The following is a 14,790-nucleotide window of genomic DNA, read 5'->3' as shown; positions in this document are numbered from 1 at the left end:
TCATATTGTATCTGCTTAATATCTAACTCTTTTTCACCGGGGTAACCTTAAGCCTTACGACGAAAGGTTAAATTAGCGCTATATTTTCCTTTCCCATACAGCACGTTGTCGCGGATAATGCGCCGCGTTCATGTCCTCCAAAAATGGCGTAACGTTTATGCTACATCTGTTTGCTGGTCTAGACCTCAGTACTAGCCTGTTATTGGTTCTTGCCCTGCTGTTTGTATTGTTTTACGAAGCGATCAACGGTTTCCACGACACGGCCAACGCAGTTGCGACGGTCATCTATACGCGTGCCATGCGTGCCCAGCTTGCTGTGGTGATGGCGGGTGTATTCAACTTCCTTGGCGTGCTGCTCGGTGGATTGAGTGTCGCTTACGCCATTGTTCATATGCTTCCTACCGATCTGTTGTTGAATGTTGGATCGGCTCACGGTCTCGCCATGGTGTTTTCTATGCTGCTGGCGGCGATTATCTGGAACCTCGGCACCTGGTATCTCGGTCTGCCGGCCTCCAGCTCCCATACGCTGATCGGCGCCATTATCGGTATCGGTCTGACCAACGCCCTGATGAGCGGAACCTCGGTGGTTGATGCGCTCAACATCCCGAAAGTCCTGAACATCTTCCTTTCTCTGATCCTGTCGCCGATTGTCGGCCTGGTGATGGCGGGCGGCCTGATCTTTATTCTGCGTCGCTACTGGAGCAATACCAAAAAGCGTGCGCGTATTCATATGACACCTGCTGACCGCGAGAAGATCGACGGCAAGAAAAAGCCGCCGTTCTGGACCCGTATCGCCCTGATTGTTTCGGCGATTGGCGTGAGCTATTCGCACGGTGCGAATGACGGTCAGAAAGGCATTGGCCTGATCATGCTGGTCCTGATTGGCGTGGCACCGGCTGGTTTCGTGGTGAATATGAATGCCTCCGGTTATGACATCACGCGCACCCGCGATGCGGTCAATCACCTGGAGCAGTATTACCAGCAGCACAACGCCTCGCTGAACCACATCATCCAGATGGCACCGCCTAAGCTGCCAACGCCGGAAGAAGTGCCAGCGGCCAGCCCGAAAGAGTTCCACTGTGACAGCGCGCGCGCATTGCAGGCGGTACAGGGTGCGCAGGTGTTGCTGAATAATCTGCAGAGCTACGATCAGCTGACAGTTGATCAGCGCGGTCAGATGCGTCGTCTGCTGCTGTGTATCTCCGATACCGCCGATAAAGCGGCCCGTCTGGAAGAGACCTCACCCGATGACAAACGCTTCCTCAATAAGCTGAAAAGCGACCTGCTGGGTACCATCGAGTATGCGCCTATCTGGATTATTGTGGCCGTAGCGCTGGCGCTGGGCATCGGCACCATGATTGGCTGGCGTCGTGTTGCCACCACTATTGGTGAGAAGATTGGTAAAAAAGGCATGACCTATGCACAGGGAATGTCAGCACAGGTGACAGCCGCGCTGTCGATTGGCGTCGCCAGCTATACCGGCATGCCCGTCTCCACCACGCATATCCTCTCTTCATCGGTAGCCGGTACGATGCTGGTTGACGGTGGCGGATTGCAGAGCCGAACCATCAAGAACATCGCCATGGCGTGGATCTTCACCCTGCCGGTTTGTATTCTGCTGTCGGGTTCGCTCTACTGGATTGCCTTAAAACTGGTGTGATGCCAGCAAAAAAAGGGCGACGTAAGTCGCCCTTTTTTAATGCCAGATCGCCAGCGCCACCAGACTGATGACCACCAGCCCACACAGCGCACTGGTCAGAACGAACTGCCCCCGAACCCGCTCGCAGCGCCGGATAAACTCATCGTCATGATGATCGAGATAGCGTTTTGCCCAGATGTAGGTGACCAGACGCACCTGCTTGCTCGGCTGACCGTGAGAGGTAAAAAACCCTGCCCCATCGACATACTGATACAGCAGCGGATCACATCCCCGTAATACCGCCAGCAGCGCGCGCAGAGACGAAAAATAGCGCGCCATATTCACGATACACACCACACAAAGAGCCCAAAAAAGCGCAATAGTGCTGATCATATTCTCCCCCTCCCGACTGGCATCGCAGCAACAGACTCCCGTGTCAGACACTGAGCCTGCCTGCAGAAAAAACCAGCCACTGAATCACCGGACTGCGAAAATTTTCGACCCCCTGAGCGGCTGTGAACCGGTCCGCCTTTTTTCAGTGTAGGAGAATTCTTTACATTTTTTCCAACGATGATTTTCGTTCAGCGCGAGTAAATCTGGCATAGCCTTGATCTTATTCATAAGCCAGGCGGCAACGGCAGCATTTGCCGTCAGAGAAGGCTATACTCAGGATATAACAACATCATCACCTGCAATGCAGGTTGACACTTTGGTGGCGCTCATCGCCCGCTCGCGCAAGGGATTTCGCTAAGCTGTGACGCGGCAGGAACACCGGATGCCATCCTTAATCTCGTGAAAGGAGTTTTATCATGGCTTATAAACACATCCTGATTGCAGTCGACCTTTCTCCCGAAAGCCAGTTGCTGGTGGATAAGGCCGTCTCACTGGCTCGTCCGTACGATGCCAGAATTTCCCTGATTCACGTTGATGTGAATTACTCCGACCTCTACACCGGCCTGATTGATGTCAACTTAGGGGATATGCAGAAGCGCATCTCTGAAGAGACGCATGCGGCACTGAAAGGGTTGTCAGATGCGGCGGGCTATCCGATCAGTGAAACGCTGAGCGGCAGTGGCGACCTGGGCCAGGTTCTGGTTGATGCGATCAAGAAATATGACGTTGACCTGGTGGTTTGTGGTCATCATCAGGATTTCTGGAGCAAGCTGATGTCCTCAGCCCGTCAGCTGATCAACACCGTGCACATCGACATGCTGATTGTGCCGCTGCGCGATTAAGACGACGAGTAATTCCGTCTGAGGCGTATACATGATTAAAGCCGGCGCGAAGCCGGCTTTTTTATGCGTTAAAGCGGAGGATAAATATCAAAGCGATGGCTTTTAGTGACCACGGCCGCCTGCGTCACCACACCCGCCAGCGGCGGAGCATAGTCTGGCCGTTTGACCACAATCCGTTTCTTCGCCAGCCGACGGGCCGGTTCCAGTAACGCATCTGCATCTTCATCCGGCCCGACCAGCGACTGAAAGACCCGCATCTCTTTTTTCACCAGCGCACTTTTCTGGCGATGGGGATACATCGGATCGAGATAAACCACATCCGGCTGCGGCGTGATATCGCCCAGCGCCTGCGCGCTGGCAGCATGAATCAGCGTCAGGCGGTCGCGCAGCCACGGGCCAATTTCCGCATCCTGATAACCGCGCTGCAATCCATCTTCCAGCAGCGCTGCCACCACCGGATGGCGCTCCAGCATCCGCACCCGGCAGCCGAGCGCCGCCAGCACAAACGCATCACGGCCCAGTCCGGCAGTCGCATCAACCACATCCGGCAGATAACCGCCTTTGATGCCGACCGCTTTAGCGACGGCTTCGCCGCGTCCACCGCCGAAGCGACGCCGATGCGCCATCGCGCCCGTGACGAAATCAACATAAATCCCGCCCAGCTTTGGCTCATCACGCTTGCGCAGTTCCAGGTGCGTTGGGGTCTGCACCAGCGCCAGCAGCGCGTCTTCATCGTGCTCCAGCTGCCAGCGCTGCGCTAAAAGTGATAAGGCGCCGTCTCCGGCGCCTGATTCATCGAGTAAACAGATTTTCACAAACTGTCTTATCCCTGAATGCCGTAATGTTCCAGCATCGCATCGAGCTGCGGCTCACGGCCACGGAAGCGTTTGAACAGCTCCATCGGCTCTTCAGAACCGCCGCGCGTCAGGATGTTATCCAGGAACGACTGACCGGTTTCGCGGTTGAAGATGCCCTCTTCTTCGAAGCGGGAGTACGCATCTGCCGCCAGCACGTCGGCCCAGAGATAGCTGTAGTAACCTGCCGCATAGCCACCTGCAAAGATGTGGCTGAAAGCGTGCGGGAAACGGCCCCATTCCGGACCCGGAACCACCGCCACGCGGCTTTTCACTTCGCGCAGGGTTTCCAGAATCTGCGCGCCTTTCTCCGGGTTGAACTCGGTGTGCAGACGGAAATCGAACAGGCCGAACTCCAGCTGACGCAGGATAAACAACGCGGCCTGATAGTTTTTCGCCGCCAGCATTTTATCCAGCAACGCTTTCGGCAGCGGTTCGCCGGTTTCAAAGTGACCCGAGATAAACGCCAGCGCTTCCGGTTCCCAGCACCAGTTTTCCATAAACTGGCTTGGCAGTTCGACCGCATCCCATGGCACACCGCTGATACCGGAGACGCCAGGCGCTTCGATGCGGGTCAGCATGTGGTGCAGGCCGTGACCAAACTCATGGAACAGGGTAATCACTTCGTCATGGGTGAACAGCGCAGGTTTGCCTTTCACCGGACGGTTAAAGTTACAGGTCAGGTAGGCGACGGGCTTCTGCAGGCTGCCATCGGCTTTACGCATCTGGCCGACGCAGTCATCCATCCACGCACCGCCACGTTTGTGCTCGCGGGCGTAGAGGTCAAGATAGAAGCTGCCGCGCAGTTCGCCGGTTTCATCGAACAGATCGAAGAACTTCACATCCGGATGGTAAACCTCAACGTCGGTACGCTGCTTCGCGCTGATGCCGTAAATGCGCTTCACCACTTCAAACAGACCAGCGACCGCACGCTCTTCCGGGAAGTAAGGACGCAGCTGCTCATCGCTGATGGTGTAGAGATGCTGCTTCTGCTTTTCACCATAATAGGTGAGATCCCACGGATTAAGCTGCTCAACGCCATGCTCTTTCTGCGCAAAGGCACGCAGCTGCTCCAGCTCTTTTTCACCCTGCGGACGCGCACGCTCCGCCAGGTCATTCAGGAAGTCGATCACCTGAGACGGGCTTTGCGCCATTTTGGTCGCCAGCGATTTATCGGCATAGGAGTCGAAGCCCAGCAGCTGTGCCAGCTCGTGACGCAGCGCCAGCTCTTCGGCCATGATCGGGCCGTTATCCCACTTACCGGCATTCGGCCCCTGATCGGAGGCGCGCGTCGCATAGGCGCGATACATCTCTTCACGCAGCGCGGCGTTGTCGCAGTAGGTCATGACCGGCAGATAGCTTGGGATATCCAGCGTCAGCAGCCAGCCGTCCTGCTCTTTGGCTTCCGCCTGTGCTTTCGCCGCCGCCATCGCGCTTTCCGGCATACCGGCCAGCTCGCTTTCATCGGTGATCAGCTTGCTCCAGCCCATGGTCGCATCGAGCACGTTGTTGCTGTATGCCGAACCCAGCTCAGAAAGGCGCGCGGCGATTTCGCCATAACGCTGCTGTTTATCTTTTGGCAGGCCAATACCGGAGAGTTCGAAATCACGCAGGGCGTTATCGACCGCTTTCTTCTGCGCCAGATCCAGAGCCGCGTACTGATCGCCCTCTTTGAGGTTGCGATACGCCTGATAGAGGCCTTCATGCTGACCGACCCAGGTGCTGTATTCAGAGAGCAGCGGCAGCGTCTGCTCATAGGCTTCACGCAGCTCCGGGCTGTTTTTTACCGCATTCAGATGGCTGACCGGTGAGAAAATACGGCTCAGACGATCGTCGGTTTCCGCCAGTGGCTGAACCAGATTATCCCAGGTATACGGCGCACCCTGCGCCACGACTTTTTCGACTTCTGCGCGACAGTGACTCAGCACTTCCGTCACGGCAGGCACCACATGTTCAGGCTTAATGGCAGAAAAAGGGGGGAGCGTAAAAGATGTCAGTAGCGGATTGGTCATAGCGCAGTCCTTTATCGATGTATGGGGCGCAGCGGGTCGCGCAACGCAATCTAAGTAACATGCGGCTTAGTGTAGCGAAAATCAATGGCAGCCAGGATGAGGTGGGGAAGAAACGCGCGGATCACCGCACGGAAGATGCCTGCTTTTGTCTGATGCCCGTGATCCTGATTTGTTATCACGCTTCTGGTCCATCAGCGGGTCATCCCTGATATAATCGCGGATTCTCATGCTTTTCCTGCGTCGGTTGCTGTGCGTCGTTCTGTGGGTAATACGTGGGGTAATAATTGGTATAAATTGATTTTCCATCAATTAAAACCTTATACATCAACAGGATAAACAATGCTGAGTTATCGCCATAGCTTCCATGCTGGCAACCACGCCGACGTGCTGAAGCACACCGTTCTGAGCCTGATCATCACGGCGCTGAAAGAGAAAGAGAAACCGTTTTTCTACCTGGATACCCACGCAGGCGCAGGCCGCTACCAGCTGAGCGGCGAGCACGCCGAGCGTACCGGTGAATATCTGGAAGGCATCTCGCGTATCTGGCAGCAGCCCGATGCGCCGGAATTGCTGCAACCCTATTTTGATGCGATCCGTGCGCTGAACCGCAGCGGCACGCTGCGCTACTATCCCGGTTCGCCGCTGATTGCCCGCCATCTGCTGCGTGAAGATGACAGACTGCAACTCACTGAGCTGCACTCCAGCGACTATCCGCTGCTGCGTAACGAATTCAGCAAAGATGACCGCGCGCGCGTCGATCGTGCCGACGGCTATCAGCAGTTAAAATCGAAACTGCCACCTCCATCGCGTCGCGGTCTGGTGCTGATCGATCCGCCGTATGAGATGAAAAGCGACTACCAGGCAGTAGTGAAAGGGATTCAGGAAGGCCATAAACGTTTTGGCACCGGCGTCTTTGCGCTCTGGTATCCGGTGGTTCTGCGCCAGCAGATCAAACACATGCTGCGCGACCTGGAAGCGACCGGCATCCGCAACATTCTGCAGATCGAACTGGCGGCCCGCCCGGACAGCGATCAGCGCGGCATGACCGCCTCCGGCATGATCGTGATTAACCCGCCGTGGAAGCTGGCCCAGCAGATGAATACCCTGCTGCCGTGGCTGCACAAAAAACTGGTCCCGACCGGTACCGGTCACTTCGTGGTGAATCAGATCGTTCCTGAATAAACCACCATGTGGATTCTGCTGGCAGGCGCGCTCGGCGCGCTGCAACCCGCCCGGCGGCTGGCGCTACTGCTGTTAGCGCTCGCCGCGCTGCTGGGATTTTATCATCATGTCCTGACGTGGCCGGTTTTACCGCTGCTGGCGGGGATCGCCGCACTGGTCGCGCTGCGGCGCTTTGACCCGATTCATTCCCGAAAGCAAATACTGAGCGAAGCGCTGCTGGTGCTGATTTCGCTGGGAATGTTTCTCCACCTTTTCCCCGGCTTTAACAACTCCCTGCAGGTCGATGAGGTAAAGGCTGGCGCGCAGAGCCTGCCGTTCAGTTTTTCCTTCAACTTCGATAAAGCGCTGATCCCCTTTGTGCTGCTGGCCTGCCTGCCGACGCTGTTTCGCGCCCGTGCCTGCCCGCCGCGTTATCCGTGGATCGCCGCGCTGGCGTTAATCGCCGCCGTGCCGCTGCTGCTGGGAAGCGCCGTGCTGCTGGGTGGCCTGGCTTTTGAGCCTCACAATCCACCGTGGCTGCCCGCGTTTATGCTGGCGAATCTGTTCTTTGTCTCGCTGGCCGAAGAGGCGCTGTTCCGGGGCTATCTGCAACAGCGGCTGAGAGCGGTGCTGGGCGGCATGCCCGCGCTGCTGATTAGCGCGCTGCTGTTTGGGCTGGCACATGTTCAGGGCGGCGTGCTGCTGGTGATTTTCGCCTCCCTGGCTGGCCTGCTTTACGGTCTGGCATGGCACTGGAGCGGCCGCTTATGGCTGGCGACCGCCCTGCACTTCGCCCTGAATATTACCCATCTGCTGCTGTTTACTTATCCGGCACTGCATCACTAAACAGTGAATACGGCCAGGTCTGAGGCCAGCTCGGTGCAGGGGAAAATCGTCTGGCACTCCGCCAGCAGTCGGCTCATGTCCTTTGCCAGATAGCGGGAGCTGAAATGGGTGGCGATCATCCGCTTTGCCCCGGCGCGCTTAGCCACTTCCGCCGCCTGCAGTGTCGTAGAGTGGCCACGCCCGTTGGCTTTTTCCACCATCGCTGCCTCCAGCGTGGTTTCATGCACCATCAGGTCAACATCCGCCGCCAGTTGCAGCGCAACCCCGGTCGGTGCGGTATCGCCAAAGATGGCCAGCTTTTTGCCGGGCGTCGCCGGGCCAAGATAGTCAGCCCCGTTAACGACCCGTCCATCCTCCAGCGTCACACATTCCCCCTGCTTCAGCTGCTGGAACCACGGACCGCGCGGTACTCCTTCCGCTTTCAGCCGCGCGGCATCCAGCAGGCCGGGTTTATCATGCTGCTCAATGCGGTAGCCAAAACACTCCACCGGATGGCTCAGCGGCCAGGCACTGATACGAAACTCGCCGTCATCCAGCGTCCAGCCTGCCTCAATCTCCACAATGGTCAGCGGGTAGTCGGTGTAGGAGCCGCTGATCGACAGCGCCGTCTCAACAAAGGTCTTTAATCCTCTGGGGCCATAGACCGTCATCGGTGAGGTCAGCCCGGCCATTGACCGGCTGGTGAGTAATCCCGGCAGCCCGAAAATATGATCGCCATGCAGATGGGTGATAAAAATCTTATCCAGCTTGCCTGGTTTCAGGCTGGAGCGCATAAACTGTAATTGCGTGCCTTCCCCGCAGTCGAACAGCCAGGTTTCACCACTCAGCGCACGGGTAAAAGCAATGGACGTCACGTTACGTTGCAGGCTGGGAGCACCGCCGCCGGTGCCGAGAAAAGTAAGGTGCATGGTATGCTTCCCTGTAAGCGAATAAAAAACAGAACCCTATTACAATCATAGGCGCAAACTTTGCGTCATTTCGACCCGCAGCGTTACACTCAACCCCAATTTTTTTATGCAACCGGATGGATACTTCAATGACCCGACATTTCGACTATCTCGCCATTGGCGGCGGCAGCGGCGGCATCGCCTCGATTAACCGTGCAGCTATGTATGGCCAGAAATGTGCCCTGATTGAAGCGAAAGAGCTGGGCGGCACCTGCGTGAACGTGGGTTGCGTGCCGAAAAAAATCATGTGGCACGCCGCGCAAATCGCCGAAGCTATCCATCTCTACGGGCCGGATTATGGTTTCGACACCACCGTGAACCGCTTCGACTGGGCCACGCTGGTGAAAAACCGCAGCGCCTACATCGATCGCATCCACAACTCTTACGACAACGTGCTGGGTAAAAACAAAGTTGAAGTGATCAAAGGCTTTGCCCGCTTTGTCGATGCGCACAGCGTCGAAGTTAACGGCGAGATTATCACGGCAAACCATATTCTGATCGCCACCGGCGGTCGTCCGGTTCACCCCAACATTCCGGGTGCGGAGTACGGTATTGATTCCGATGGCTTCTTCGAGCTGGATGCCCTGCCAAAACGCACCGCCGTCATCGGCGCGGGCTATATTGCAGTCGAACTGGCAGGTGTCGTGAACGCGCTGGGTTCAGAAACCCACCTGTTCGTGCGTAAACATGCGCCACTGCGCAGCTTCGATCCGCTGCTCACCGAGACGCTGGTCGAAGTGATGAACACCGAAGGCCCGGCGCTGCACACCGAATCCATTCCAAAAGCGGTGATTAAAAACAGCGATGGCAGCCTGACGCTGCAGCTGGAAAACGGCAGCGAATATACGGTGGATTGCCTGGTCTGGGCGATTGGCCGTGAGCCGGCCAACGATAACCTCAACATTGCAGCCGCAGGCGTGGCGCTGGATGACAAAGGCTATATCAAAGTCGATAAATTCCAGAACACCAGTGTGTCAGGCGTTTACGCCGTGGGCGACAACACCGGTGCGGTTGAGCTGACGCCGGTGGCGGTTGCGGCAGGCCGTCGTCTCTCTGAGCGTCTGTTTAACAATAAGCCCGACGAGCATCTGGATTACAGCAATGTGCCGACCGTGGTGTTTAGCCATCCGCCGATTGGCACGGTGGGACTGACCGAACCGCAGGCGCGCGAACAGTACGGCGACGATCAGGTGAAGGTCTACAAGTCGTCGTTTACCGCCATGTACACCGCCGTCACCCAGCATCGTCAGCCGTGCCGCATGAAGCTGGTCTGTGTGGGTGCAGATGAGAAGATTGTCGGCATTCACGGAATCGGATTCGGTATGGATGAGATGCTGCAGGGCTTCGCCGTGGCGCTGAAAATGGGTGCCACCAAGAAAGACTTCGATAACACCGTGGCGATCCACCCGACCGCAGCGGAAGAGTTTGTGACAATGCGCTAGTAACATACCCCCTGCTCATGCGCATGACTTACCGTTACCCGCTGAAACTTTGGTCTGCGGGTAACGGCCTTAATTAAAATAGGTTTCCCGCAATGGCGTCAGCGCCGCGCCCAGTGCCGCACTGTCCCCCTCAATGGCGCTTAGCAGAATATCCGGATATTCCGCAGCAATGTCCCAGCGTTTATCCGAACGGGTCTGCGGCCTGGCTAAAAATATCTCGCCCAGCTTACGGGGAATTTCACCCCCTAATATGATGGCGCCGGGATCGATCACCGCATTCATGGCATCTATTGCCCGATACAGGTTTGGCGTGACGTCTTCTACCCACTGTTGCGCAATCGGCCAGGCCGGATCGAATTTATGATTGAGATCGCGGATATCTTTAATTTCAATACCGCCGTGACGTAACCGATCGATCAGGATCCCCAGAGCCGGGCGCAGCCTGCCCTCTTCCGGCGTAAAAATACGGCTGATCTCCCCCGCATTGCCAAACGCACCCTGAAACGGTTTACCGTTAATCACGATGCCCCCGCCAAAACCATAATTAAAAGAGAGATAGCCAAACGTATCGTATTTCAGCCCGGCGCCTAAAAAGGCTTCAGCGTGCGCTGCCGTCGTGGCGTTATTTTCAATCCAGACCGGTCTATCAAATAACATGGTAATTTCACGACGCAGATCGATGCCCATCCAGTTTTTTAACGGTTCAGGCGGATTGAAATACTTTCGTGAATCATAAAGAAAGCCCGCCATGCTGTATCCCACACCACAGACTTTTTCAGGCGAAATAGCGTGTTTTTTCAAGGTATCCAGATAGTGATGTTTGATACTGAATAAGGTCCGGGCAGGATCGCGTGGATGCGTATCCAGTACGCAGTAGTCTGTAATACCGCCCCGGAAATTAATCAGGCTGGCGGCAACGCTGTCTGAGTTAATAGAGATGCCATAACCATAACGCGCATTCGCATTCAGTGATAACGACGGGCTGGGCTTGCCTCTTCCCTGGGACGGCGATTCCCCCAGGCTGAGAAAACCGTTTTCGGTCAGCGTATCAACAATGCGGTGAATAGATGACTGATTCAGAATGGTTTGCGAAACCAGCGAGGCGCGGGAAATGCCATCGTTGCGGCGGACAAGCTCCAGAATAAGTTTTTCACTGCGAGTAAGTTCGACTTCATGACCAGCGGAATATCCATGAACCACAGCGTTGTCCTCACCGTGTTTAATAATGGGTTCTGAAAATACCCTAGCATGCTTTTATGCATGACGAGTAGTAAAGGGCCCGGCCTTTACGTTTCAGTCAGACTTGCTGCTATTCAGCCTCTCATGCCCGGTTTATCCCGATCATAAAAGCTTCATAAGAGTGAAACATAATGGAGAGACACTGAAATATCATGCAATTCGCATTATATTAAAAACGAACCTTTTGTCCGGATTAATACTTTTACTTTGCCCAGGGTTCTGCCTCCCTCCACACACTTCTTTTTATGCAGCAGCTAAACCATGGCAAGGCGCTTAAAACCATGGCGACAGTCCACCCTCATTCTCGTTTTACTCCCGCCTGACCACGTATTGCTCCCGGCTTAGCGCATCACTATCTTTCAGGACAGCGTTGCCCGGCTCTCCTTTGCGCTTTCTGTTTCAGCAACCCTGCCCTTCGATCCTGAATATTAATCACAACGCATTAAAATAGTTAGCGCGTTAAACGTGCGATTTCAAAGTAAACATCCATTCCACTGTTATTAATAAGTTTTAAAAAGTTAATAAATTCTTAACCTGCCTGAAATTGCTTAAATTCCATACGGCAAATTATTATGCACCTCGCATTAATTAAGAAGTCCCTGGCAATTTATGACGGAGCAGCCCAACGTGAACACGCTAGAAATCCACAATGCCACGCTGACGTTCGACGATTTTGTCGCGCTGAACGGCATTTCACTGCAGGCCAGAAAAGGGCAATTTGTTTCCCTGCTTGGCCCATCTGGCTGTGGCAAAACCACGCTGCTTAAAGTTATTGCCGGCTTTTACACGCCTGATAGTGGCGAAGTGCTGATCCACCAGCAGGATATGCATCATGTCAAACCTGAACATCGCGACACGGCGATGTGCTTTCAGTCCTATGCGCTTTTTCCTCACCTTTCCGTTGCTGAAAATATCGGATTTGGCCTCAGGCAGAGGAAGATGGCGAAAACGGACATTGACGATCGCGTAGCGCAGACCGCTGCCCAGGTATCGCTGAATGCGCATTTGCCTAAACTGCCGGCGCAGTTATCCGGCGGTCAGCAGCAGCGCGTGGCGCTTGCCAGAGCGCTGGCCGTACGTCCGGAAATCGTGTTGTTTGATGAGCCGCTGTCAAATCTGGATGCCAGATTACGCGACAAGGTACGGCTGGAGATCAGACAGCTTCAGCGCTCCCATGGGTTTACCGCCATTTATGTTACCCACGACCGTGCAGAAGCCTTGTCGATGTCTGACGTTGTGGTGGTCATGAATGCCGGGAAGATTGAGCAAACCGGTACGCCGGATGAGATCTATTATTCCCCGGTAAACCGCTTTGTCGCCGGTTTCGTCGGCCAGGCTAACGTCATGAAAGCCCGCATACTGGAGAGCGACAGCAGCACCGGGATGTATCGCATTGCGTGCGTACTGGGCGAAATGGAAATCCATAGCCCTGTGCCGCCCGTATCGGACAAGGTCTATACCTTCTGGCGCCCTGAGGATGCCGTACTGAGCGAACACAGTTCCGGAAAAAACACGCGGACCTTCGGGATCGGTGCGGTGAGTTTTCTGGGCAACCTTTCTGAACTTCAGGTTCATCCGCTGGGCCATGAAGAAACGGAATATCAGTGGTGTATCCAGCTGGTTGGTAAAAATTCCATCCGCGAAGGTGACAACGTTAATTTCTCTATTGCGCCAGACAAGATCCGTTTTTTACGGGAAAGCTATTCATGAAAACGCGCAACCGGAACAGGCTCTGTTGGTTGCTGGTGCTGCCTGCGGTCGCGCCGGTCATCCTCACTCTGATGCTGATTGTGATCATGGCGCTGGCGCAATCCGTTGGCCTGTTTGATTTTGGCGCACCGGCGCACTTCACGCTTCAGTACTGGCAAACCATTCTGAATGACAGCCAGCTGTGGCGCGCGACAGGCTATTCGCTCAGAATCGGCGTGATCAGTGCGGTGCTCTCCGTTGCCCTGGCGCTTCCGCTGGCACTGTGGCTGAGAAAGCCTTTCCCCGGCTCGATGCTGATGGGCGGCTTACTCAAAGCCCCGCTGATGGTACACGGCCTGGTCGCTGCGCTGCTGTTTATCAACCTGATTTCCTGGCAGGGCTTTATTAACCTGGGCTTGCTTAAGCTGGGGATCATCTCTCACCCCATCAGAATGCAGAATGACCGCTGGGGAATTGGCATAATTATTTTGCAGGTGTGGAAACAGCTTCCCTATGCGCTGCTTATTATGTCCGGCAGCCTGCGCGCGATTGGCGACGAAATTTTTAATGCCGCGCGGGATTTGGGCGCAGGCAAAACTGCCCGGTTGTTACAGATCATCCTGCCCTTATCTATCCAATCCGTTCAGGTATCGCTGGTCCTGATCTTCATCGGCGCCCTGGGTGACTTTTCATTCCAGGTCGTTGCGGGGCCAACCAGCGTGTTCTCTCTTTCGCAATATATGCTGCGCTTCCCTGAAATCAGCGCGCAGGGCTGGAATCTTGCGGCCGTTGTCGCGGTGATTTTAATGCTGGCGGCTTTTGTCGGTGCAGTCGTACTTGCCGCCCTGGCGAAGTGGCTACAACAAGCCGGAGAACAGAGATAATGAAAGTCAGACAGACCTTATCCCCACTGCGGATCGTCATGATGATTATGATCATCGCGCTCTTTATGCTGTGGCTGGTTATTCCCTTTATGCTGACCGTCCTGTGGTCACTGGTCGATAAAACCCATCCGTGGGCATGGCCAGATGCCCTGCCGCCGGTGCTCTCACTGGGCCGCTGGGTGGAAGTCTGGACCACCACCGCGTTACCCCAGGCGCTCAGGAACAGCTATTTACTGGCGGCCACCGTCTCCGTCTGCACGCTGATGCTGTCTCTGCCTGCCGCGTGGGCGTTTGGCAGGATGTCGTTTACGGGCAAACATCTTTTACAGAATGCGATCTTATTGCCGCTTATCGTTCCGGGCTTTGTCGTCGCACTGTTTTTTTCCATGTTGCTCAATGTGGCGGGCATCCACAGCCGGTTTGGCGGGATTTTGCTGGGGCATATTATTATCCTGATGCCTTATGCCGTCCGCATTCTGACCCTGTCGTTTTCGCAGATACGCCAGGACACGCTCGATGCGGCACGGGATATGGGTGCTTCGGTAATAAACCGTTTTTTAGTGGCCTGCCTGCCCACCATCAGACCGGGAATATTTGCCGCATTAATTATTGTCTTTACGTTATCCATAGAAGAGTTCGCCATCAGTTTCATTGTTGGCTCACCCGATTTTATTACCGTCCCTACCATTCTTTATTCTTATCTGGGTTATAACTTTATCCGTCCCAATGCGGCGGTCATTTCTTTAATGCTGGTTGTACCAAATGTCATTTTAATGTTGATTGCAGAAAAATTATTGACGAAAAATCCTGTCGCCGCCTTTGCAGGAAAAGGCTGACAGCGT

Annotated in this window: 13 protein-coding genes; 8 read left to right on the top strand and 5 right to left on the bottom strand. The window is 55.1% G+C overall.

Annotated elements, in window-relative coordinates:
- Positions 1–157: 157 nt before the first annotated feature.
- On the top strand, positions 158–1,660 hold the full coding sequence (gene pitA, locus PU624_RS05165; protein WP_283547939.1) for an inorganic phosphate transporter PitA: 1,503 nt from the start codon (positions 158–160) through the stop codon (positions 1,658–1,660).
- A gap of 36 nt (positions 1,661–1,696) precedes the next feature.
- Here the strand turns inward: pitA and uspB are convergent, their stop codons facing one another.
- Positions 1,697–2,032: a universal stress protein UspB gene (uspB, locus tag PU624_RS05160; protein WP_003852126.1), complete on the bottom strand. Its 336-nt coding sequence runs from the start codon at positions 2,030–2,032 to the stop codon at positions 1,697–1,699.
- Between the two features lie 416 nt (positions 2,033–2,448).
- On the opposite strand from uspB, the gene uspA reads away from it, so the two are divergent.
- Positions 2,449–2,874, top strand: coding sequence for a universal stress protein UspA (gene uspA / locus PU624_RS05155; protein WP_283546831.1), 426 nt, complete (start codon positions 2,449–2,451; stop codon positions 2,872–2,874).
- Between the two features lie 68 nt (positions 2,875–2,942).
- Here the strand turns inward: uspA and rsmJ are convergent, their stop codons facing one another.
- Both rsmJ and prlC read right to left on the bottom strand, forming a co-directional pair.
- The gene (rsmJ, locus tag PU624_RS05150; RefSeq protein ID WP_283546830.1) at positions 2,943–3,689 is read right to left on the bottom strand and encodes a 16S rRNA (guanine(1516)-N(2))-methyltransferase RsmJ; all 747 of its coding nucleotides are present in this window, start codon (positions 3,687–3,689) and stop codon (positions 2,943–2,945) included.
- 8 nt (positions 3,690–3,697) lie between these two features.
- On the bottom strand, positions 3,698–5,740 hold the full coding sequence (prlC, locus tag PU624_RS05145; protein ID WP_283546829.1) for an oligopeptidase A: 2,043 nt from the start codon (positions 5,738–5,740) through the stop codon (positions 3,698–3,700).
- Between the two features lie 339 nt (positions 5,741–6,079).
- Here prlC and PU624_RS05140 point away from each other — a divergent pair, with 339 nt between their 5' ends.
- Entirely contained in the window at positions 6,080–6,922 is an 843-nt protein-coding gene (locus PU624_RS05140; protein WP_283546828.1) for a 23S rRNA (adenine(2030)-N(6))-methyltransferase RlmJ, read from the top strand.
- Positions 6,923–6,928: 6 nt separating this feature from the next.
- The gene (locus PU624_RS05135; protein ID WP_283546827.1) at positions 6,929–7,747 is read left to right on the top strand and encodes a CPBP family intramembrane glutamic endopeptidase; all 819 of its coding nucleotides are present in this window, start codon (positions 6,929–6,931) and stop codon (positions 7,745–7,747) included.
- Here PU624_RS05135 and rnz read toward each other — a convergent pair.
- On the bottom strand, positions 7,744–8,655 hold the full coding sequence (gene rnz, locus PU624_RS05130) for a ribonuclease Z (protein ID WP_283546826.1): 912 nt from the start codon (positions 8,653–8,655) through the stop codon (positions 7,744–7,746). The genes PU624_RS05135 and rnz overlap by 4 nt on opposite strands.
- 128 nt (positions 8,656–8,783) lie before the next feature.
- On the opposite strand from rnz, the gene gorA reads away from it, so the two are divergent.
- A complete protein-coding gene (gene gorA, locus PU624_RS05125) occupies positions 8,784–10,136 on the top strand; it encodes a glutathione-disulfide reductase (RefSeq protein WP_283546825.1) in 1,353 nt (450 codons plus the stop codon).
- Between the two features lie 69 nt (positions 10,137–10,205).
- Here gorA and PU624_RS05120 read toward each other — a convergent pair whose 3' ends face one another.
- Positions 10,206–11,336, bottom strand: coding sequence for an ROK family transcriptional regulator (locus PU624_RS05120; RefSeq protein WP_283546824.1), 1,131 nt, complete (start codon positions 11,334–11,336; stop codon positions 10,206–10,208).
- Positions 11,337–11,984: 648 nt separating this feature from the next.
- Between PU624_RS05120 and PU624_RS05115 the strand changes: the two genes are divergently transcribed.
- The 3 genes from PU624_RS05115 to PU624_RS05105 are packed head-to-tail and all read left to right on the top strand — an operon-like array spanning position 11,985 to position 14,784.
- Positions 11,985–13,085: an ABC transporter ATP-binding protein gene (locus tag PU624_RS05115; protein ID WP_283546823.1), complete on the top strand. Its 1,101-nt coding sequence runs from the start codon at positions 11,985–11,987 to the stop codon at positions 13,083–13,085.
- On the top strand, positions 13,082–13,948 hold the full coding sequence (locus PU624_RS05110) for an ABC transporter permease (protein WP_283546822.1): 867 nt from the start codon (positions 13,082–13,084) through the stop codon (positions 13,946–13,948). Before PU624_RS05115 ends, PU624_RS05110 begins: the two co-directional genes overlap by 4 nt.
- Complete coding sequence (locus PU624_RS05105; RefSeq protein WP_283546821.1) at positions 13,948–14,784, top strand: ABC transporter permease; 837 nt, start codon at positions 13,948–13,950, stop codon at positions 14,782–14,784. The genes PU624_RS05110 and PU624_RS05105 overlap by 1 nt, the downstream gene beginning before the upstream one ends.
- Positions 14,785–14,790: the final 6 nt, after the last annotated feature.

The sequence above is a fragment of the Pantoea sp. Lij88 genome (assembly GCF_030062155.1).
Classification (GTDB): Bacteria; Pseudomonadota; Gammaproteobacteria; order Enterobacterales; family Enterobacteriaceae; genus Pantoea.
This window is presented reverse-complemented; position numbering and strand designations above follow the sequence as displayed.